3 protein-coding genes are annotated in these 23143 nt (G+C 74.2%); all 3 read right to left on the bottom strand.

What is annotated here, in order from left to right; all coding sequences use genetic code 11:
- Positions 1 to 411, bottom strand: a complete 411-nt coding sequence (locus ACRAKJ_RS38405; RefSeq protein ID WP_438922917.1) for a succinate dehydrogenase hydrophobic membrane anchor subunit — start codon at positions 409 to 411, stop codon at positions 1 to 3.
- Positions 412 to 413: 2 nt separating this feature from the next.
- Entirely contained in the window at positions 414 to 842 is a 429-nt protein-coding gene (gene sdhC, locus ACRAKJ_RS38400) for a succinate dehydrogenase, cytochrome b556 subunit (RefSeq protein ID WP_438922918.1), read from the bottom strand.
- A gap of 238 nt (positions 843 to 1080) precedes the next feature.
- Positions 1081 to 22461, bottom strand: coding sequence for a hypothetical protein (locus tag ACRAKJ_RS38395; RefSeq protein ID WP_438922919.1), 21381 nt, complete (start codon positions 22459 to 22461; stop codon positions 1081 to 1083).
- Positions 22462 to 23143 lie beyond the last annotated feature (682 nt).

Genomic DNA, 23143 nt, shown 5'->3' with positions numbered 1-23143 from the left:
TCAGTCGGTGATGTTCGGGTCGAAGGTGAAGATCACGTACGTCCCGGTGAACAGGATCAGCACCATGGAGACGACGAGCAGCATCTTCAACCAGAACCGGGTCGCGTCCTTGCGGGCGTAGTCGTTGATCACGGTGCGCAGGCCGTTGCCGCCGTGGATCTGCGCCAGCCAGAGCATCGCCAGGTCCCAGACCTGCCAGAAGGGGGACGCCCAGCGGCCCGCGACGAAGCCGAAGTTGATGCGGTGCACGCCGCCGTCGAGGATGTTCATGATGAACAGGTGGCCGAGCACGAGGACCACCAGCGCGACGCCCGAGATGCGCATGAACAGCCAGCTGTGCAGCTCGAAGTTGTTGCGGCGGGCGGCGGGGCGGCGCGGGGAGCGCGGCTTGTCCAGGATCAGGTCGCTCATGGTCAGTGACCCCCGCCGAACATGTCCGTGATCGTGCGGACCATCATGAAGTAGGTACCGGGGATCATCACCAGCACCCAGACGACGAGGATTCCCCAGAGCATCTGGCGCTGGTACTTGGTGCCCTTCGACCAGAAGTCCACGAGCATCACGCGGATGCCGTTGAGCGCGTGGTAGAGCACCGCGCCGACGAGGCCCACCTCGAACAGGTTGACCACCGGGTTCTTGTAGGTCTCGATGACCTTGTCGTACGCGTCCGGCGACACGCGCACCAGCGCGGTGTCCAGGACGTGCGCGAACAGGAAGAAGAACGTCAGCACGCCGGTGATGCGGTGGGCGACCCAGGACCACATGCCCAGGTCGCCGCGGTAGAGCGTTCCGCCCCCTGTGGAGCTGCTGCCCGCCCGCTCGGGTGCGGTGGTGCCGGCCATGAGCTACGGCCTCCAGCGTCAGTGGTGGACTGGTCTCCGGTACGTCGGTACCCGGAATCCTTGACCATCCGATGCTAGTCCCGTGAACATCGGCCGACCCAACGGCCCGACCCGTCTGTGAGCGACGAGACACCCGGCGGGCACTGGATCGATTCGCCTCACCCGCCCGGGGGGCGGGCTGTGCGGTGCCGGTCACACGGGTGTGTCACCGGCACCGTCCACCTGGGACGTCCCCGGGTCAGAGCGGCTGGTAGGTCGCGACGCCGTCGACGATGGCGACCTCCACCCGCACCTCGCCCGGCACCGCCGGCCCGAACGGGGCCAACCGGCGCAGCGGCTGCGGGTCGCCGGGCCGGAAGACGACCACGTTCTCACCCAGTCGGGTGGCCAGGAGGCGGCCGGCGAGGTCGCGGGCGTTGGCCGCCATGGCGTCCTCGTCGCCGCCCTTCAGCGCCCAGTTGTCGCTCTCCACCAGCGCCCGGTAGAGGTGGCCCTTGCGCATGGTGTTGTCCACCGTGAACCGCGCCACCTCCTCGGGGATGGCGGACGCCTGCGCCACCACGTCGTGGCGCAGGGCGGTGGGCTGGAGGCCGCGTGCCCGCGCCACCGCCTCGTACAGCCCGCCCGGCGCGGGCGGGGCGGCCGTCGGCAGCAGGTCCTCGGTGATGAACCGCAGGTGCCGGACGGCCTCGCTGACGTGGTCGGACGCCAGCAGGGCGTGCGCGGCGAGCACCTGGTGCCGCCGCGACACGCCCACGTCGACGCCGGGGAAGCCCCGGGCCGGGGTGGAGATGGCCGGGTTGAGCGCGCTCGACCCGCCCATCTCGCGGCGCGTGGCCGGGTTCGGGTCCCACCGCACCGGACCGCCCCCGGCGGGGGGCAGTCGCAGCGGCTCCGCGTCGGCGTAGGCGCTCGTGCCCAGCGCGGCCCGCCGCCCCGCGAACCTGGTGCCCTTCTTGCCGCTCTTGCCCTCCACGAACCGCTCGGTGACGGTGGTGAAGCCCATGTGCGACTGGGGCAGGGAACCGGTGGTCAGCAGGCCGTGGGCCAGGCGGGACAGGTCGGTGTCGGTCGCGCCGTCCACGAAGTCGACGGTGAACGACTGCCCGCGCAGCGGGTGCCGGTTGTTCTCGCCGTCGACCTTCAGCGCCTCGCGCGCCCGCGCCGGGTCGCCCGCGGCGAGGGTGGTGTGCAGGCTGGTCAGCTCGACCTCGTTGACGCCGTTCAGGCGCCGGCCGAGCATCCCGAACTCGGCCTGGCCCTCGCCGAACCGCACGTGCGGGTGGGCGAGCGCCGCCAGGCCGTCGAAGAACAGGTTCGGCTCCGGCGTGTACGGCAGCAGCGGGTGGACCGCCGCCTGGTTGCGCCGGGTGTGCATGTCCGCCGCGACCTGGTGCTCGAACTCGGCGACGAACTCCTCCCCGTTCACCCGTTCGTGAAGTTCCTGCTTGTGCTCGGGCGACGTGGCGGCGTCCTCGTCGACCCGCCGGTGCAGGTCGGCGCGCAGCCGGGCCACGTCGCCGACCCGGTAGCCGCCGCCGACGACCAGCGGGCGCAGCGGCGCGCTCACGCCGTCCTGGTCGACGACCTCGAAACCGTCCGCGACGTGCTGGAACACGTGACGGCCGTCCGGCACGCGGCGGTCGGCCACGTCGAAGTCCATCACGGCCACGTACGGGTGCGCCCCGTTGTGCGCCATCGCGGTCACCGCGAACTGGTGGGCGCTGCTGTCCAGGACCTGGTTGCGGGTCGTGCCGAACTTGAACGACCCGCCGTGCGGCGGCAGCGCGACCAGGGCGATCGGCTCCTGGCGGCCGTCGACCACGGGTGCGCCGCGCCGGAGGGCGTCGTCGATCGAGCCCTGGTCGGCGGCGTTGACGCCGATGACGAAGGCGACCCTGCCGAGCACGTCCGCCGGGGCGCCCGCCAGGACGCTCGTCAGGACGTCCTGGAGGCTCTGCGCGTCCAGGTCGGCCGCGCGCACGATCATGTTCACGACGAACGCGGGCGGCTCGTCGTTCCTGATGCTCTCGTCGGTGAGCGACAGGTAGTTGCCGCGGTCGACCGGCGTCAGGGTCCGGTCCCGGCCGAGGGACGCGAACGCCGCGTTGTGCACGCCGCCGTCGTTGGCGAGCGCGACCGGCGGCGCGGGCTCGGCCACCTCGGCGTCGTCGACGTCCATGGCCGCGTCCTGGAGCGAGAGGGCCGCGAGCAGCCGGGCCGGCGGCGCCGGCAGCGCCGGGCCCTCGTCCGCCGCCGGTCGCTTGCGCTTCGGCGCGTTCGGGGGCCGCGTGCCCGGGTCCCGCACGGCGGGCGCGTCGGCCACCGGCGGGGCGAACGACTCCAGGGCGTGCATCCGGTTCTCGACCAGCCACAGGTTGCGCGGCTTGAGGCCCGCGTCGGCGGCGTCGATGCCCGCGGTCATCGGCGCGTTGTCGCCCACGACCCGGCCGCGGCCGTCCTGGTGCTGGAAGACCGGCTTGACCGCGTCCGTCTCCAGGTACTCGTCGTGCAGGCCGAGGAAGTGGCCGACCTCGTGCGCGAGGCGGCGCGGGTCGGTGTCCACGGGCCAGCTGAGCTGGTTGGCGCGGCCGTCCGGCGCGGTGACCGCGACCGCGGCGTGGGCGTCGGCCGGGGTGTCGGTGAACTCGACGGTGACGTGGAACTGGTCGCCGGTGGGCAGCCGGTGGCCCCGGTTGTAGAGCTGCCCGACGCCCTGGCGCACCCGGTCGCGGAGCGCGGCGACCTGGTCCGGCGTGGCCGCGCCCGGCTCCACGTGCAGCTTCACCGTGAGGTCGGTGACCGGGGTGCCGCCGACGTCGAACGTGCGGACGTCGTAGGCGATCGGGCCGCGCCAGGCGTGCAGGTCCACGTTCGTGGGCGTGGTCGTGGAGCTGGAGAGCACGCCGCCGTCCTCGCCGCGGACGCGGCTGGTGATCGGCGTGTCGGCGCGGGCGGTCTCGATGTCGGTGTTCGCCGCGGGTGCGGGGTGGGCGAACCAGTCGGCGGTGGGGGCGGTGCTGTGCCGCCAGGACGGGTCGTCGAGGACGGGGTGCGGTCCGGCGGGTTCGGGCGAGGTGATCACCGTGTCGGTGACCTTCTCGCCGACCGGTGCGGGCGGCGGGGTCCAGCCGTCGGGGCGCTTGAGCTCCCAGTCGACGTGCACGTCCGTGGTCGGCGACGCGGTGTCGCGGATGGTCGCCTCGACACCGCGCGACGCCAGGGTGTCCGCGACCGCCCGGGCGTCCGGGCCGGTGACCTCGACGGTCGGCCGCCGGTAGCCCTTCTGGTCGCGGATCGCGTTCTGCTCGACCAGGTCCGCCACCAGCACGTCGAGGTCGGCCAGGGCCTCCGGGGTCAGGTCCGCGTAGGACCGCTCCGGCCGGGGGCCGCGCTCGGGACGGGTGGCCGGGCCGGTCGGCGGCACGGGCGCGGCGAGCGGCTGCGGCGCGGTGCCCGCCGGGGGTGGTGCGCTCGGCGGCGTGATCGTGACGACCGGCACCGAGCCCGGCGCCGGGGTGTTGCCGTTGAACCGGTCCACCTGCGCCTCGACCACCCGCTTCGCCTGCCACCACGCCAGCTCGGCCTGGTGGGCGGCGGCACGGCTGCGCGCCACGCGGCGCTCCGCGTCGAACACCCGCTGGTCGAGGCCGTTGCGCTGCTCGATGGCCGCGACCTGCTCCTGGCTCGCGGTGAGCAGGTCGGTGCGCGCTTGGCCGATGGCCCGCGCCGCCGCGTCCAGCTCGGCCTCGACCGCGTCGGCCGCCGCCTGCTCGTCCAGCACGCGCTGCCGCGCGGCGGGGAGCCCGTCCCGCGCCACCGGGTCGACCTCGGCGAGCGCGGTCAGCGTGTCGAGGTCGCGCTGCGCCTGCTCGACCCGCGCGGTGGCGGCGGTGAAGGCGTTGGTGCGGTCCTTGACGTCGGCCTCGGCCCTGGTCAGGTCGGTGGTGGCCGCGTCGATGCGGGTCCGGAGGGCCGGCAGGTCGCGGTCGGACTTCGCCACGTCGCCGGCCACGCCGTTGATCAGGTCCTGCGCCCGGTAGCGGTCCTGGTTCGCGGCGACCTCGGCGGCCCGCCACGCGTCCGCCGCGGCCTTCACGGCGGTCTGCGCCCGGGCCAGCGGCGCGTCGACCGGCTTGCCGAGGAGGCCCTGGAGGTCCGCCTCGGGGACGCGCACGTCCGCCGAGCCGGGCAGCACCAGGTCGACCACGGAGGTGGTGCCGTCGTAGGTGGCGACGACCCGGTACTCCACGTCGTACTCGACGAGCCCGGTGCGGCCGACCGGCTTGAGGTTGTCGACCTCGTTGCCGGTGGGTCCGCCGGACCTGGTCGTGCCGTCCTCGCTCCTGTGCTGGAGCTCCAGGCCGGACGCGCCGAAGTTCGGCGTGTTCACCGGGTCGGGCTGCCCCTGCTCGTCCACGGCCTTCTTGGTGAACCCGCCGGTCGCGACGGCCACGGACACGTCCGCGGTGTCGGACACCTTCGAGTCCGTCGTCGTGGCGTGGACGGTGGTCCGCGGGCTCTCCAGGTTCACCGAGTCGCTGAGCGCGTCCAGCCTCGGCTTCACCAGGCGGGCGTGGACCCTGACCTCCGCCCGCTTGCCGGAGGTCAGCGACGACTCGGCGAGCCCCGGCACGTCGAGCGGCCCGTCGAGCATCCCGGGCAGGCTCGCCTGGAGGTTCTCCGAGCTGAGCGCGGACAGCAGCGCGGCGCGGGAGCCCGTGCCGTGGCCGGTGATGCCCGCGCCCGCGCCGGCCCCGGTCAGCGCCGCCAGGGCGGCGTTGCGCAGGGCGTCCGCGCCGCGCAGGCCCTCGACGGACGCCGTCGGCGGCAGGTCCGCCACGGTGCCGGTGGTGGTGGCGCCGGTCCGGAAGTCGGTCAGCGCCTGGTCCGTCGCCTCGGCCGCGGTGCGGGTGACCTGCCGGTCGGGGGCGGTGACCGGGTCCGGGCGCGGCGTGGCGCGGACGCTGTCGGCGTGCATCCGGACGCCCAGCTCGACGGCGGTGGGCGACTGCTGCCGCGCGACCTGCTGCCCGTTGCGTTCGACGACCAGCTCGAACTTGACCGGCACCGAGTACTTCACGGCCGGGCCGCCGCCCGCGCGCAGGTGGCCGAACTGGGTGGTCGTGCTCTCCGTGACGGTCGAGGCGTGGGCGCGGCCCACGGACGCGCCGAGCTGGCCGCCGATGTTGCCGGACAGCGGGTTGCCCGCGGCGGGCGTGGGCAGGGCGAGGGCCGGGACCTTCGCGCCGACCGACCAGCCGTGGCCCTTGCCGCGGCTCCCGCTGTCCTTCACCGAGCCGCTGACGGTGTGCTCGATGTCCACGCCGTCGTTGACCGCGCCCCGGAACGCGGGGGCGCTGTCGACGACCGCCTTGAGCGTGACCTGGTACGAGTCCTTGCCGAACAGCGCGCCCGGCTTGTGCACCAGCAGCGGCACGCCGCCGTCCAGGGCGCTGTCCACGAGCGCCTGCACGCTGGTCGGCGAGGTGAGGTCGACCATGCGCTGGAGGTTGTGCATCGAGTCGTCCAGCACCGAGTCCGGCACGAGCTTGCCGCCGCGCCAGTCGCCGGTGCGGCGGTTTGCCTGGGTGATCAGGTCCGAGACCAGCGCGCCCACGTCGGGCGCCCGGTCCACCGCGCTCAGGCCGAGCGCGCTGGGCGCGCCGGGCGTGACCCGCTTGGGTGCCTGCATGGCGTCGGTGACCGCCGGCGCGGGCGGGTCCACGTCCGGCAGCAGCTTCATGTCCCGCGCGACCTGCTCGCTGACCCGCACGAACACGCCGCCCGGCAGGTCGACCACGGTCTCGCGGGTGCGCAGCCGCCCGTTGACGACCGCGTTGGCGTTGCGGCTCTCGGCGACGACGGTGAAGCTCGCGTCCAGCTGCACCAGCACGGTGCGGGTGGCGTTCGCGGTCACCACGTTGCGGTCGACCGACGCGGCCAGCTCCGTCGCGGTGCCCTTGGTGCGCGACCACGGCGTCCACTTGGCCAGCGCCTGGAAACCGCTCGCGCCCTTCGGGTCCTTCGCGTTGGGCCGCCCGCCGAACCCGGCCTGGGCGGTGAGGTCGACGGACTTGGTGCTCGACGTGCCGCCGCCCGCCTTCGCGCCGCCCTGCGCGGAGTTCTCCGTGCCGGTGGCGTCGGAGACGCTGACCAGCTTCGCCCCGCCCAGCCGCACCTTCACGCCCAGGCCGCCGGTGCGGTCGGCGACGCGGCGGTCGTAGCGCAGGTCGGCGTCCTGGACGCCGGTCTCGGTCATCCGGCGCAGGTTCGCCTTCAGGCTCTCCGGGCTGAACATCGCGTCGACCTGCGCCCGCGAGATCGTGCCGAGGGTGGTCAGCGAGCGGTCGCCGTCGGCGGCGTCGTCCAGCAGGGCCACGGCCTCGTCGCGCAGCCTGCCCGAGTTCACCACGGCCTCGACGTGCAGCCAGTCGTGCTCGTTCGGCGCCCGGTCGCCGGGGTCGACGAGGTCCTTGACGGTCTTCGTCGAGCCCGGGACGGGGGTGGCCGACGGCGTGCCGGGCGCGAACTGCGCCGGGTCGCCGGTCATCGTGGAGCCCTCGGTGAACCACAGGTTGACCTTGCCGCCGATCGGCGGGAGGTCGGCGGGCCCGGTGCCGGTCCTCGCGACGGTCGTGGGCTGCGGCGCCTGCGCGCCGGGCGAGCCGAACCAGGACCGCTGCACCCACGCCCGCGGCCTGCTGTGGGTCTGCACCTCGATGTCGAACTCGACGTCGTTCTCGAACACGTGCGAGAACTCGTTGCCGACGTTGAGGGAGGTGCCGGCGACCGTCGGGCCCGAGGTCGTCTTCAGCGCGTCGCCGCGGGTGAACCTGGCGCCCGCGCCGGCCTGCGGGGTGAGGCTCGCGGTGCCCGGCTTGACGTTCGCGCCGCCCTTGCCCTCGACGCCCGCGCTCCACGTCCTGGTGGTCGTGGTGGTGGCGTCGAGCTTCGGCGCGGCCGACGACGAGCCGCGCACGAAGTGCAGCCCGGCCTCGCCCTTGTAGTCGGGGTTGGCGACCCTGGCCTTCACCAGCACGGTCACGTAGTGGTTGTGCGCCCTGCCGCGCTGCTTGAGCACCACCGGCACGCCCGGCCCGAGCAGGCTGTCCATCTGCGCGCGCAGCGCGGTCGGGGACAGCTTCGAGGTCAGGACCTGCTGGTTGGCCAGCTGCTCCAGGTGCTCGGCGAAGTTCTTGCCGGACCGGTTCGGCCGGGCGTCCGGGTCGTTGCCCGGCAGGAACGACGCCAGCTGCGGGCGGTCGCGCAGGACCTGCTCGACCTGCGCCTGCACCTCCTGGGCGCGCTCGAACGCGCCCACCTTCACGTTGCCCGCGGCCAGGCCCGCCTCCAGGTACGGCGGCTGGTGGCGGGTCAGCGGACCGGGCGGCACGACCAGGCCGGGCTGGGCGCCGTTCGCCAGGGGCGCCACCGGCAGCCGCTGCGCGGTCGGGTCGGCGGCGGTCAGCCGGGCGTTGAGCGCGGCCACCTCGTCCAGGCCGAGCCGCAGGTGGGTGGTGACGCGCGTGGTCACCGGCCGCCCGGTCGGGCCGACCACGGTGACGTCCGCGCCCACCTCGTAGAGGCCGGTGTTGCCCTTGATCATCACGCCGGTGCGGTTCGTGGTCGACGCGCCCGCCGAGACCGACTCGGTCTTCTTCACCGAGTAGCCGCCCGAGACGCCGGCCGAGCCGACGCCCACCGAGGGCGCGCCGATCCCGCCGCCGACGGCGGCGGAGAGGTCGAACCCGCTGCTGGTGCCCGCGCTGACGCCCGTGCTCGTCACGGCCGAGTCGTGCAGGCGGAGCTGCGACGCGCCGGGCGTGCCGACCAGCCGCACGTCGGTCAGCGACGCGGTCATCCGCACCGAGCCCGCGTAGCTGTCGCTCTTGCTGGTCAGCACCGGCGAGGTGACCCAGCCGCCGATCATCGCGCCGAGGTTGTCCCGGATCGACGTGGGGCTGAGGAACTCGCGCAGGGTGTCCCGGCCGGGCGCGCCCGGCTTGGTGAGCGAGTTGTGCAGGGTCGCCCTGACGTCGTTGAACAGGGCCTGGGTGTCCACGTCCGTGACGGCCTCGGGCACCGGGAACTCCAGCCCGGCGCCCCACCCGGCGGGCGGGGTGACCACCGGTGACGCGTGCGCGGTGTCCAGGTCGGTGGTGAGGTCGTTCGGCACCTGGAGGGTGACCGCCACCGGGTCGGCCGGCGTCGACCGGACCGTGTCGGAGCCGACCACGCGGCCCGCGTCGTCGTAGAGGTTGACGGTGAACTCCACGTCCACGTCGACGTCCGCCGAACCGCCGCCGGAGCGGATGATCCGGTTGTCGACCGTGGAGCTGGAGTTCGTCGCGGTGACGGCCGGGGTGGACAGCGGCGCCTTGAGGCCCAGCTGGCCGTACGCGCCGAGGCCCTGGGACGCGGTGATCGACCCGCCCACGTCGTCGGCCGTGGTCAGGGTGGTCGTCGTGGAGCTGGTCGCACCGGTGTTGACCTGCATGTCGACCTTGGGCGACGCGGTCGGCGCGGGTGCCGTGGCGGGCGGCCTGAGGACCGCGGTGACGTGCGCGTCGAAGAACCGGTTGCCGACCCGCACCTGCACCCGGCGGCCGTGGCCGAGGAACGACTCCAGGTTGGCGGTGATCTCCTCGCCGATCTTCGCCGTGCCCTGCGGCGTGGCGCCCGGGACCTGCGGGAGCAGGGCCTCCACGGCGGTGACGACCCGGTCCGCGCCGCGCGGGTCGCGGGCGGTGACGCTGCCGAGCGCCTGGTTCCGCTGGAGGAACGCGGGGGCGTTGCCGGGTAGCAGGGCCGGGGGCGTGACCGACTGGGCGATCATCTGCATCGGCATGGGCGCCGGGGCGCGGTGGAACCTCGGTGCGTTCGGCGGCTGCACGTCGCCGTCCACGTCCGCGTCCGCGGTCGTGTCGGTGGCCGGGCCGGTCGTCGGGGCGGTGGCCGGAGTGGCCGGCGGGGCCGTCGACCGGTCGAGCTGCGCGTCGAGCAGGGCCTGCACGCGCGCGGGGTCGTTGCCCCACGTGCGCAGGTCCGAGGCGGCGCGGTCGAGCCGGACCCGGGCCACGGCCTCCTCGCGCCACACCTGGTCGAGCGCGGCGCGGGCGCGGTCGGCGTTCGGCCCGCCCGCGGCGGCGTCCAGGACGTCCCGCGCGTGGGCGGCGCCCTCCAGCTCCCGCTTCGCGCGGGTGTAGGCGTCCCAGGCGGCGGCCCTGGTCGGCGGGAACTCCGGTCGCTGCGCCGCCAGGTCCGGCAGCGGGCGGCCGTGGGCCTCGTGGTCGAGCACCGCGGGGGTCGGGCTGTCCGGGCCGATCGGCGGCGGGGGCGTCGTCGCCCCGCCCCGGTCCCGGACGGGCGGCGGGTCGGCGAACACCAGGCTCGGCGGCTCGCCGGGGCTGAAGCGGATGAGCGGTTCGGCCCGCTGGTGCCGGTCGACGATGTCGTTGAAGATCTTGTGCTGGAAGTCGCCCTCCGGCTCCCAGTACATGTGCGCGCCGTGCTGCACGCCCATGTCGCGCTTGGTGAGCCGCCAGACGTCCAGCTCGTAGTCGTAGCCGGCCAGCGCGGCGCCGCCGTCGGCCTGCCGGATGTGGTAGACGTCGTGGTCGCCGGTGATGTCCTTCGGACCGTCCGGGGTGGACTTCCGCACCACGCCGGTCGCCGGGTCCACCGAGTACGCGCCGTCCTGCGCGAACTTCGCGAACTCCGGCGCCAGCTCCGCGAACTCCCGCTGCCGGTTGGCGTACCGCTGCTCGACCTGCGCCCGCTTGCCCTCGTCGAGGGTCGCCAGGACCGCCGGGTCGGGCGCGCCGGGCGGGAAGTAGCCGACCAGGCCGATGTGCTCCGGCGACGCGCCCAGGTACGTGTCCAGCTCGTTGATCGTCTTGGCCTTGATGTCCTTCGGCTTCGGGACCGCGCCCTGCTCCAGCCACCGCACCGAGTCGGGGTTCGTCGGCCGCACGTCGTAGGTGAGGTTGAACCGGTCGGCGAGGTCCTGGAAGCGCCGCTGGTTGACCTCGGGCATCCCGTACTCGCCGCTGAGCACCTCGGGCGTCAACGGGGTCGCGCCGTCGGGGCGCGGCGACTCCCACGCGTCGCGCAGGGCCGGCGGCCGGGGGGCGGCCTCCACGTCCGACTGGACCGCGTCGAAGACCTCCTTGGCGAAGGTGTCCGACACGCGCGGCGGCTCGTGGTCGATCCGGGGCGCGCTGTCCGGCACGGCGCCCGGGTCCGTCCACACGGAGGCCGCCGGGGCGGGCTCCAGGGCGTGCATCCGGTTCTCGACCAGCCACAGGTTGCGCGGCTTGAGGCTCGCGTCGGCCTCGTCGATGCCGTCGGTCATGGGGGCGTTGTCGGCGACGACGCGCCCCTTGCCGTCCTGGTGCTGGAAGATCGGCCGCACCTTGCCGGTCTCGAAGTACTCGTCGTGCAGGCCGAGGAAGTGGCCGACCTCGTGCGCGAGGCGGCGCGGGTCGGTGTCCACGGGCCAGCTGAGCTGGTTGGCGCGGCCGTCCGGCGCGGCGACCTTCACCGTGGCGTGGGCGTCGGCCGGGGTGTCGGTGAACTCGACGGTGACGTGGAACTGCTCGCCGCTCGGCAGCCGGTGGCCCTGGTTGAACAGGTGCGCGACGCCCTCGCGGGTGCGGCTCCGCACGTCGGTGAGCTGCGCGGGGTCGGCGTTGCCGGCGGGGTCGAGGTGCACCCTGACGGTGAAGTCGCGGACCGGCGTGCCGTTGACGTCCAGCACGCGGGTGTCGTAGGCGATCGGGCCGCGCCACGCCTTCATCTTCACGCCGTCGGGGCCGACGGTGGTGGTGTTCATGACGCCGCCGTCCTCGCCGCGGACGCGGCTGGTGATCGGGGCGTCGGCGCGGGCGGTCTCGATGTCGGTGTTCGCCGCGGGTGCGGGGTTGGCGAACCAGTCGGCGGTGGGGGCGGTGCTGTGCCGCCAGGACGGGTCGTCGAGGACCGGGTGCGGTCCGGCGGGTTCGGGCGAGGTGATCACCGTGTCGGTGACCTTCTCGCCGACCGGCGCGGGCGGCGGGGTCCAGCCGTCGGGGCGCTTGAGCTCCCAGTCGACGTGCACGTCCGTGGTCGGCGACGCGGTGTCGCGGATGGTCGCGTCGATGCCGTGCGCGGACAGGGCGTCGGCCACCAGCCGGGCGTCCGGGCCGCTGACCTCGACGGTGGGCCGCTGGTAGCCGTTGCGGTCGCGGGTCGCGTTCTGCTCGACCAGGTCCTTCGCCAGGCCGTCGAGCACCGCCCGGTCGGCCGGGGGCAGGTCCGCCGCGCCGGGCGGCAGGTCGAACGACCGCTCGGGACGGGGACCGCGCACCTCACGCGCGGCCGGGGGCGTCGGGGACACCTCGGGCACGCCCGGTCGGGTCACGGGTGCCGTGCGGTCGAGCGGCGGGGCGGGCGGGGGCGAGACCTGCGGCGTCCCGGACGGCGGCGCGGTGTCGGTGCTCGCGCTGGTCCCGGGCGCCGGGGTGTTCGCGCTGGTCCCGGGTGCCGTGGTGCTCGCGTCGTGCGCGGGTGCGGTGGTGTCCGTGCCGGCCTCGGGGGCCGTGGTGCCCGCGTCGGTGCCGGGTGCGGTGGTGCCGGTGCCGGGCGGCGGCGAGACCTGCGGCGTCCCGGACGGCGGCGCGGTGTCGGTGCTCGCGCTGGTCCCGGGCGCCGGGGTGTTCGCGCTGGTCCCGGGTGCCGTGGTGCTCGCGTCGTGCGCAGGTGCGGTGGTGTCCGCGCCGACCTCGGGGGCGGTGGTGCCCGCGTCGGTGCCGGGTGCGGTGGTGCCGGTGCCGGGCGGCGGCGGGGTGCCGCTGTCCGGGGGAGCCGGGACGGGAGCCGGGGTCGCGTTGTAGGTGTCGACCCGCAGGTCGACGGCGCGCTTGGCGTCCCACCACGCCTGCTGCCGCACGTCCGCCGCCCGCCGGCGGTCGTTCAGCAGCACCTCGGCGGCGGTGATCCTGGCCTCGTGCGCGTTCCGCTCGGCGAGCAGGGCGTCGTAGCGGGCCTGCTTCGCGTCGCGGTCCGCCCTGGTCTCGCGGACGGTCCGCTGCTGGTCGCGCAGGTCGGTCTTGGCCTGGTCGAGGCCGCCGCGCGCGGTCTCCAGGTCGGCCCGGGCGGTGGCGAGGTCGCGCTCGGCGACCTCCAGGGCCTCGTTGGCCCGCTCCGAGGCGTCCTTCGCGTCCCGCCGGACGTCCAGGTCGGCGGTGTGCCGCACCTTCGCGTCGTCCAGCTCGCGGCCGAGGCGGCCGACGTCGGCCAGCGCGCCGTCACGGGTGGTCGTCGCGGTCTCCACCGCGCCGACCAGGCCCGGCTCCACCGCCGGGTCGACGGCCGGCGCGCCCTCGGCGGGCGGCGGCGCGGCGCGGTGGTCGGCGAGGGCCTTCCCGGCGGCGGCGAGCGCCTTCTCCGCGGTCTCCAGCTTCGTGCGCGCCTCACCGAGGCGGTGCTCCAGGTCGGCGACGGTGTCGGCGGACGACTCCACGTCCGCGGTGGCGTCGCGCAGCGCCTCGTCGGCGTTCTGCGCGGCGATGTCCAGCTCGCCGACCTGCGTGTTCAGGTCCTTGACCTGCTGCTGGAGGTCCGTCACGGTCCCGCGCGCGTCGTCCACGGCCTTCGCCAGGCCGTCGACCTTGCCCGACTCGGCGATGTCGCCGGTGATCACGCCGTTGAGGTCGTTGGACAGGGCGTTCACCTCGGCGTCGGTCTTCGCCAGCTCGGCGGCGGCGTCGTTGACGGTGTCCTGCGCGGCGTGCCGGGCCTGGTCGACCTCGACCTCCGCGTCCCGCCAGTTCTTCGCCGCGTCCTTGACGTCGTCCTGCGCCTTGGCCAGCTCCGGGTCGAAGTCCTTGCCCAGCACGGCCTGCGCCTCGGGCGCGGGCATCCGCACCGCGGCCGAGCCCGGCACGGCCAGGTCGACCACGCCGGTCTTCCCGCCGATCGTGGCGACGACCCGGTACTCGACGTCGAACTCGACCAGGCCGGTGCGGCCCTGCGCCTTGAGGTTGTTGGTCTTGTTGTCGGTCGCGCCGCCGGACACCGCGATCGAGTCCTCGGCCGCCTGCCGGACCTCGACGCCGCCCGCGCTGAAGTTGATCGTGTCCTTCGGGTCCGCGCCCTGCTTGACCGCCGCGCCGCCGGTGCCCAGCCCCAGCGACACGTCGGCGTTCTCGCTGACCTTGGCCTCGCCGCTGGTCGTGCTGACCGTCGAGGTCGGGTTCTCCAGCTTCACGCCGTCGCTGAGCGCGCCCAGCCGCGGGTTGACCAGCTTCGCGTACACCTTGACGTCGGCGTCCTGGCCGAAGGTGAGCGCGGCCTCGTGCAGGCCGGGCACGTCCAGCGGCCCGTCCAGCATCCCGGGCAGGCTCGGCTGGAGGTTCTCCGAGCTGAGCGTCGACAGCAGGGTGTTCAGCGGTCCGCTGCCCTTGCCGGTGATGCCGGGCTTCGCGCCCGCGTCGGTCAGCGCCTTCACCGCCGCGTCCCGCAGGTCCTTCGCGCCGCGCAGGTTCTCCACCGACGCGGTCGGCGGCAGCGACGTGGGCGACCCCGCCCGCTGCCACGACCGCGCCTGCGCCGGCGTGCCGAACTCGGGGCCGCGCTTGATGGCCGCCGCCATGTACGGCTGCTTCGGCCCGGCGGTGTCGGCGACGCGCTGGTTGTCCGCGTGCAGCCGGACGCCCATCTCCTGCGCGCCGCTGGTCGCCCGCGCGACCTCCTTGTCGCCGCGCTCCACGACCAGCTCGAACTCGACCGGCACGGTGTACTTCGCGGCCGGGCCGCCGCCCGCCCGCAGGTGGCCGAACTGCCGCGTCGTGGCGTCGGTGACGGTGTTCGACGTGGCGTGCCCGTAGTTGACCGAGGCGATGACGCCCGCGGTGCCGGACACGTTCGGGTTCGCGCTGCCCGGCGCGCCCAGGCCCGGCGCCTTGAAGCCGACGCCCCAGCCCTTGCCGCGGCCCCGGCCGTCGGTGACCTTCTCGGCCCCGGCGATCGTGTGCTCCACGTCCACGCCGTCGTTGACCACCCGGTCGAACTTCGGCTCGCCCGCCTTCGCGCGCAGCGTGACCTGGAACGTGTCCTTGCCGAACGTCCCCGGCTGGTGCACCAGCAGCGGCACGCCGCCGTCCAGCGCGCTGTCGATCATCGCCTTCACCGAGGTCGGCGAGGAGAAGTCGACCAGGCGCTGGAGGTTGTTCATCGAGTCCTTGAGGACCGAGTCGGGCACCAGCGGGTCGCCGAACCGCTTCGACGTCTTCGCGTTCACCTGCGCCACGAGGTCGTCCACCGCGGCCGACAGGTCCGGTACCCGGTCCACCGCGGACAGGCCGAGCGAGCCCGGCTCGCCCTCGGCGACCGTCTTCGGCGGCGCCAGCTCGCCGAACTCCGGCGACGTCACCGTCGCGCCGACGTTCGGCAGCACGCCCAGCTCGCGCGCCACGTCCTCGCTGACCCGCACGAACACCGACTTGGGCAGCGACACGGTGGCGCCCTCGGCGCGCGGCGTGCCGCCGTGGACGAGGTTGCCCGCGCGGCTCTCGCCGACGATCGTCACGTCCGCGTCGAGCTGGATCAGCACGGTCCGCGCGTCGCCGGGGGTCACCACGTTGCGGTCCACGCTGCCGCTGACCTCGCGGGCGTGCGACGTCGAGTCCGACCACGGCGTGACCTTGCCGACCGCGGCCACGCCGCCGACACCCGTCGCGGGGGTCGGCTCGCCCGCGGGCGGCGGCGCGAGGTTCGGCCTGACCTGCACGTTCACCCCGGCGGTCAGGTCGACCGACCGGCTCGTGGACGACGAGTCGCCCGCCTTGTAGCCGCCGGTGGCGGCGTTCTCCGTGGCCGTGGTGTCGGAGATCGACACGAGCTTCGGGTTGCCCAGCGACATCGACACGCCGATCGACCCGGTGCGGTCGGTGACCCGCCGGTCGTACTTGAGGCCCTGCTCCTGCATCCCCGTCTCGACGAGCTTGCGCAGGTTCGCCTTGATGTTCTCCGGGCTGAACATCCGGTCGATCTGGTTGCGCGACTCGGTGCCCGGCACGGTGAGCGCCGAGTCGCCGTTCGCCGCGCGGTTGAGCGCGTCGATCGCCTCGTCCCGCAGCGCGGTCGTGTTCGCGACCGCCTCGACGTGCAGGAACTCCGGCGACTCCCGCTTGGGCCCGGTGAGCAGGTCCTTCACCGTGGGCGCGTCGGTGAGCTTCGTGACCTGCGGGTCGCCGGGCTTGAAGCCCTTCGGGTCCACGGTGAGCGCCGAGCCGTCCGACACCCACACGTTCACCTTGCCGCTGATCGCGGGCAGGATCGTCGGGTTGTCGCGGGCGTTCGGGTCGAGCGACGCGCCCACCGTGCGGGCCACGAGGCGCGGCTGCGGGGCGTGCTGACCGGGCAGGCCGGGCGTGACCCGCTGCACCCACGAGCGCGGGCGGGTGAACGTGGTGATCTCGACCTCGAACTCGACGTCCCCCCGGAACACCTGGGCGTTCGGGCTGCCGACGTTCAGCGACGTCGAGTTGACCGACGGGCCGCCGGTGTTCTTCGTCGTCCACGAGTGGTTGTACTTCGCGCCCACCTGCGGCGCGGGCGTGACCGCGGCGACCCCGGTCTTCTTCGGGATCACGACCTTGCCCTCGACGCCGCCGCTCCAGCCCTTGGTGGTGGCGGTGGAGCTGTCGAGCTTCGGGCCGCTGGACGACGCGCCGCGCACGTTGCGGCTGTCGGCCTGGCCGAGGTGCTCCGGGTCGCTGACCTTCGCCTTGACCGTGATGTTGACGTAGGTGTTCGTGGTGGCGTCGGAGCTCTTCAGCTGGACCTGGACACCCGGTCCCATCAGGCTGTCCATGCTGGACTTGAGCGCGGTCGGCGACAGCTGGTTCAGCTTGCGCTGGTTCGCCAGCTGCTGCGCGACGTCCGAGAAGTGCTGCCCCTTGCCGCTGCGCGGGTTCGCCGTCGGGTCGTTCCAGCTCGGCAGGAAGTCCTTGAACCCGGGCACGCCCTTGATGGCGGCCTCGACCTGCGCCTGCACGCGGCTCGCCGGCTCGAAGTCGCCGACCCGGGCGTTGCCCGCGGCGAACGCGCCGTCCAGGTAGGGCGGCGCGTAGCGCTTCGTCGCGGTCGGCTCGGTGGTGCCCGCGCGCGTGCTCTCCGGCACCGGCAGGTTCAGCGCCGCCGCCTCCGGCAGGCCCAGCCGCACGTAGGTGGTGACGGGCACGGTGACGTTCGCGCCGCTGGGCGTGCGCACCTCGACGTCCGCCGTCACCTCGTAGAGGCCGGTGTCGCCCTTGAGCTGGATGCCGGTCTTGTTCACGGTGTTCGTGCCCGCGTTGGAGCTCTCCGCGGTGCGCGCCGAGTACGTCAGCGTCGCGCCGACCTGCCCGCCGAGCACGCCGGCCTGGCCGATGTTGCCGCCGAACCCACCGGTGGCGTCGAACCCGGCCTTGGTCGTCGCCGTGACGCCGGTGCCGGACGACGTGGAGTCGTGCAGGCGCAGCTGCGCCGAGTCGTGCACGCCGATCAGCCGGGCGTCCTTCAGGGTCGCGTGCGCCTGGACCGCCGCGCCCTTGCTCGCGTGCGGGCTGACCAGGTCCGGCGAGGTGACCCAGCCGGTGAGCATCGCGCCCATGTTGTCGCGGATCGTGGTCGGGCTGAGGAACGCCTGGAGCGCCGTGCGGCCCGGCGAGCCGATCTTGGTGATGGACGGGTGCAGCTTCGCCGCGACGTCCGCGAACGCCTTGGTCGTGTCGACGTTCGTGACGGCCTCGGGGACCGGGTGCTCGATGCGCGCGCCCCAGTCCGCGCCCGGCGCGTTCGGGTTGGTCGCGAGGGTCGGGGCGGAGTTCACGATGGTGGACAGGTCGTCCGGGATCTGGAGGGTCACGTCGACCGGGCTGCCCGGCTCCGAGTCGACCGTGATCGGCGGCCGGGCGTCGCCCCGCGCGTCGGTCAGCGTGACCTGGTAGCTGACCGGCACCTTCGCCGTCGTCGAGCCCTCGCCGGACCGGATCACCCGCTGGTCGGTGGTGGACGTCGAGCTGGAGGTGCTCGTCGCCGGGGCCGCCAGCTGCGCCTTGCCGCCCGCCGAGCCGTACGGGCCCGTCGCGACGCCCGCGGTGACCGCGCCGCCGACGTCCCTCGCCGTGGTCAGGTTGGTCGTGGTGGAGGTCGCCGCGCCGCTCTGCGCGGCCATGTCGACCTTGGTGGTCGTGGTCGGCGTCGTCACCGCCGCGTCCGGGTCGGCCGGCGGCATCATCGTGGCCTGGACGTTGGCCTCGAACCAGTTGCCGCCGATCTTGACCTGGAAGTTCCGGCCGTTGCCGAGGAACGACTCGAAGTCCGCGGTCAGGGCGGTCTCGATGGCGGCCTTGTCGTCGGCGCGCAGGCCGCTGACGACCTCGGTCACCTTCGCCGCGCCCCGCACCTCGACCGGGGCGATCGTGCCCAGCGCCTGGTTGCCCTGGAAGAAGTCCGGGAGGGCCTTGGTGGTGAGGACCGGTCCCGGGCTGGGCGGGGTGATCGTGGCCATCGGGATGACCGGGTTCGGCGTGGGCCGGAAGCGCGGGCGCGGCGCGTTCGGCGGCTGCACGTCGGCGTCGGTGTCGGTGTCGGTGTTCGTGCTGGTGCTGACGTCGGCGTCGACGGCCCGGGAGGTGGTGTCCGGGGTCGGCGCGGGTCGGGTGCCGGGCACGTCGGGGGTGGGTGCCGAGCGGGTGTTCTGGGCGTCCGGGGTGGGTGCGGGTCGGGTGCCCGGCACTTCCGGCGTAGGTGCGGGTCGGGTGCCGGGCACGTCCGGCGTCGGCGCGGGCCGGCTGCCCACGACGTTCGGCGCGGCGTCCGGGGCGGTGCGCGCCGTGTAGGTGCTCCGGCCGTCCGGCCCCGGGACCGCGTCGACCCGGATCGGGGGCACCTCGGGCAGGTTCTTGCCGAACGGCGCGTAGGTCGTCGGCGGACCGCTCGGGTGGTGCACCACGATCGGCGTCTTGAGCTGCGTCGCAAGCGCTTGCGCGGCGATGTGGTCGGCGTTGGCCGCGCTCTTGGCGTCGGCCTCCGCGCGCGCCGGGTCCGGCACGTCCGGCAGCGGGTCCGTGTCCACCGGCCCGCTGCCCGGGGCGGTGTCGCTGCCCGCCATCACGTCGCGCGACACCGCGCCGGGGACCGGCCGCATGGTGGACGGGTCGAACACCGGGTTCGGGCCCGGCTGCACGACCGAGTTGACCAGGTCGCCGTTGGTGGTCGGGTTGTTCGTGATGAAGTCCGCGAGCTGCTCGCGGATCTCGATCTCCGCCTCGGCCGCCTTCTTGGCCGGGCCCTTGAGCTTGCCCGTCTCGGCGCTGAGCGACGACACGTACTGGGTCAGGCCGCTGCGCAGCGTCGCCGGGTCGACGCCGTTCACGTCGCTCACCGCCTGGTACAGGCCGGTCGGGGCGGGCGGGCGCGTCGAGGGCAGGTTCACGATGTTGTTCATCGCCCCGAACCTGCGCTGCATCGACGCTTCCGGCCCGGACGTCGCGGTGTTGATCGCCGCCGCGGCCTTGGCCGTCCGGTTGGACTGGTCGATGCCCGCGGTGATCCCGGGGTGGTTCGGCACCGGCTTGGACATCGCCTGGTCGATGTCGTGCCCGCGGCCGACGCCCAGATCCTTGACGACCTTGGTGCTCTCCTTGAACTGGGGCGCGGTCGTCGGCCGGGGCGGGGGCGCGGTCGGGTCCCCCTTGGGCGGGAGCGTCGGCGCCGGGTTCGGGTTCAGCGCCGGGTCGGGGGCGGCCGAGAGGGTGGTGGGGTCGCGGTTGATGTCGGCGAGCTTCGGGAACTTGTCCCGGAAACCGCCGAGGCTCGTGCCGCCCTTGTCGTCCTTCGTGTCGAAGAAGCGGTCCGCGACGCCGCCCAGCGAGGCGTGCGTCTGGGGGAGCGTGCCGGTCTTGGCGTAGCCGAGCGCGATGCGCGTCAGGTCCGTCTCGACCGCCGCGCCCTTGAAGTCCGAGATGAACGCCTCGGTCCGGATCGGGTGCCCGTAGGTCTGGGCGTCGATCGACAGCTTCGAGATCTGGTCGGCCTTCGGGTCGGGCTTGAGGTCGGCCACGTCGACGTCGGTGTCCATGTCGACGTCCGCGTCGGCGTTCGCCTCGATGTCGGCGATCTTCTGGTCGTAGACGGTGCCGATCTCGTTGGCGAAGAAGTTGTTCAGCGACCTGCCGAGCATCGAGAACTCCGCGCCGCCGTCGCCGAACCGCACGTTCGGGTCGACCATCGGCGCGACGCCGTCGAAGAACAGGTTCGGCTCGGGGGTGTACGGCAGCATCGGGCTGGTCTTGGCCTGCTCGACGCGGGCGTCCATGTCCTGCGTGATCTCGCGGGCGAAGTCGCTCTTGAACTTCTCCGCGTTCGCGAGCTTCGGCCCGGCCTTCTCCAGCTTGGCGATCTCGCCCGGCGCCTTGCTGTCGTTGCTGTCCCGGAGCTTGGCGATCGTCTCGACGCGCTTGGCCTCGGCGTCGCGGACCAGGGCGTCGAGGTCGGGCGGGGTGCGGTAGCCGCCGCTGAACATCAGCGGGCGCGACGGCGGGAGGCCGTCCGGGTTCTTCATGCTGTCGACGACGTGGTTGAAGATGTGCTGCCCGGACGGCACGCTGCGCGAGCCCTCGTCGAAGTCCTGCACCGCGATGTACGGGTGGTTGCCGTTGTTCGCCATGGCCGAGACGGCGAACTGGTTCGGCGTGCTGGTCAGCGTCTCGTTGCGCATCGTGCCGTACGGCAGGTTGTTGCTCGACGGCATGTTCCAGGTGAAACCGGTCAGCGCCACCGGGACGTCCAGGCCCGCCAGCGCCGGTTCCAGCTCGGCCAGCTTCGCCTCGACGTCGGCCTGCGCGGCGATCGGGTCCAGGTCGCCGCGGGCGTTCACGCCGATCACGAACGCGACCTTGCCGTCGAAGCCCGTGGCACCGTCCGTGATCTGGCCGATCACGTTCCGCAGGGAATCGGCGTCGATGCCGCTCGCGGGCACGATCGCGTTGACGACGAAGGCGACCGGCTGGTCGTTCTCGACGTTCGCCTCCAGGTCGGCCAGGTAGCCGCCCGGCGTGGGCGCGTGGACCGGCCTGCCGTTCGCGAGGTCCTTGAAGGCGTCGTTGAACTTGGTCGTCGCGTCCCTCTGGAGGTCGACGACCGGACCGGTCGGCGCGGGCGCGCCGGTGTCGGTGCTCGCGTCCGCGTCGGTGTCGCCGGCGGTGTTCGCGTCGGTCATCTCGACGTCGGCCGGCGGGTCGAGCGGGGTGTTGACGTCCGGGTCGAACTCGCCGTCGAAGCGGGTGCGCTTCGAGCCGCCGGGGACCTCGGTGTCGACGTCCATCTCGCCGTCGAGGTCGCCGCCGTCGTCCCGCTTGCGCTTGCCGTCGCTCGGCGCGGGCCGGCTGCCGGGTTCGGCGGGGGGCTGCGCGTTCGGGTTCGGCGCGTTCGGGCTGTCGGCGTTCGGCGGGCTCGGGTTGCTCGGCGCGACGGTGCCCGGCGCGGTGGTGCCAGGGATCGGGGCCGGGGGTGGGATCGCGGGGCCCGGGTCGTTGAGCAGCGTGTCCGGGACCGCGACCTGGCTGAGGGCGGCGCGCTCGACCAGCCACAGGTGGCGGGGGCGCAGGCCGGGGTCGTCGCCGAGGATGCCGCGGCCCATCATGCCGCCGTCGTCGGCGTGCACGCCGGAGTTCGTGTCGTGCTGCTGAAAGACCCGGGTGGAGTCCTTGTACTCGTCCGGCACGCCCAGGTAGTGCAGGGTCTCGTGGGCCAGGACGTTCGGGCTGGAGTTCGGGTTCCAGTGCTTCTGGTCGGTGCCGGTGTTGCCGACCTCGATGGTGGCGTGGGCGTCGTTCGGGTCGTTCGTGAACTCCAGGTTCAGGTGGAACTGGTCACCGCTGGGGAGGCGGAAGCCCTGGTTGAGCAGGGTGTCCACGCCGGCCTGGGCGTTCGCCTTGACGTCCGCGATCGTCTGCGCGTCGACGTCGACGTCCACGCCGGGGCCGAGGGGGACCTTGCCGGGCTTGAGGTGGACCTTGACCGTGTAGTCCTGCACGAACCTGCCGGGCGCGACCTCGATGCGGCGCAGGTCGTAGTTGATCAGGCCCTGGTAGGCCTTGATCTTCGACGGCGTGCTGTCGGTGGTGACGTCGGCGACCTCCGTGTTCACCGTCCTGACGTGCGCGCCGTCCCGGCGGGGTGCCCACACGTCCGGTGACACGGGGTCGGAGGGCGCGAACCAGTCGGCGGTCCTGGCCGGGTCGTGCCGCCAGGACTCGTCGGCGAGGACGTCCTTGCCGCGGGGGCCGGTGGGCGCGTCCAACTTGGGCGGAGCCCCGCCGCCGCGCACCTTCTTCTGCTTAGTGCCCGAGGGCGTGGTGCTCGCGGGCGGGGTCATGACCACGGCCACGGCGGGCGTCTGCACCTGGGTGTCCGGCGACGGCCGGGTCCTGACCTCGGGCGCGGGAGCCGGGTCGGCCGCCGGCGTCCGGGGGGCGGGGGCCGGCGGCGTCCCGGGGGTGGGCGGTGCGGTGGCGGTGGGCGGTGCGGTGGCGGTGGGCGCGCCGGAGTTCGGCGGCGTGCCGGGGGTGGCGGCCGGGTCGGCCACCGGCGCCTTGGCAGCCGTCGGGGCCGCCGGGGTGGCGGGCGGTGCCGTGTTCGGGTTGTTCGTGACGGGCGTGGCCGCCGGCGGCGCGGTGTTCGGCGCGGTGTTCGGTGGGGTGGGCGCGTTCGCCACCGGGGAACCGGCCGGCGGTGCGGTGACGGGCGGTGCGGTGACGGACGGCGTGCTCGGGGCCGGGGGTGCCGTGGTCGGCGGGGTGCTCGCCACGGCCGGGGACGCCGGAGCGACCGGCGGTGCGGCAGCGGGCGGTGCTGCGGGCGGCGGGGTGTTCGCCGCGGACGGGGGCGGCGGAGCGACCGGCGGTGCGGCGGCCGGCGGAGCGACTGGCGGTGCGGTGACGGACGGCGTGTTCACCGGCGGCGCGGTCGGGGGCGTGCTGACCTGCGGCGTCGTTGCCTGCGGCGGGGTGACCGGCGGCGTGCTCACCACCGGCGGGACCGCCGGTGGCGTGGTGGGGCGCGGCGCGGCGGGCGGGGGCGTGCTGGCCGGCGGTGTGTTCGCGGCGGGTGGCGTGGTGGCCGCGGGCGGGTTCGCCGGCGGCGGGGTGACCGGTGGGGCGGCCGGGGGTGCGGTGACCGGGGGCGTGGAAACCGGTGGGGTGGTGGCCGCGGGCGCGTTCACCGGGGCGGTGGTCGGCGGAGGGCTCGGCGGTGCCGAGACCGGGGGC

The sequence above is a fragment of the Saccharothrix sp. DSM 118769 genome, from assembly GCF_052936295.1.
Note: the sequence above shows the minus strand (reverse complement) of the source record. Positions and strands in the feature narration are given on the sequence as shown.

Excerpts from the sequence above, each read along its gene's own strand:
- ACRAKJ_RS38405 (WP_438922917.1), bottom strand. The coding sequence starts at position 411 with ATGAGCGACCTGATCCTGGACAAGCCGCGCTCCCCGCGCCGCCCCGCC.
- sdhC (WP_438922918.1), bottom strand. The coding sequence starts at position 842 with ATGGCCGGCACCACCGCACCCGAGCGGGCGGGCAGCAGCTCCACAGGG.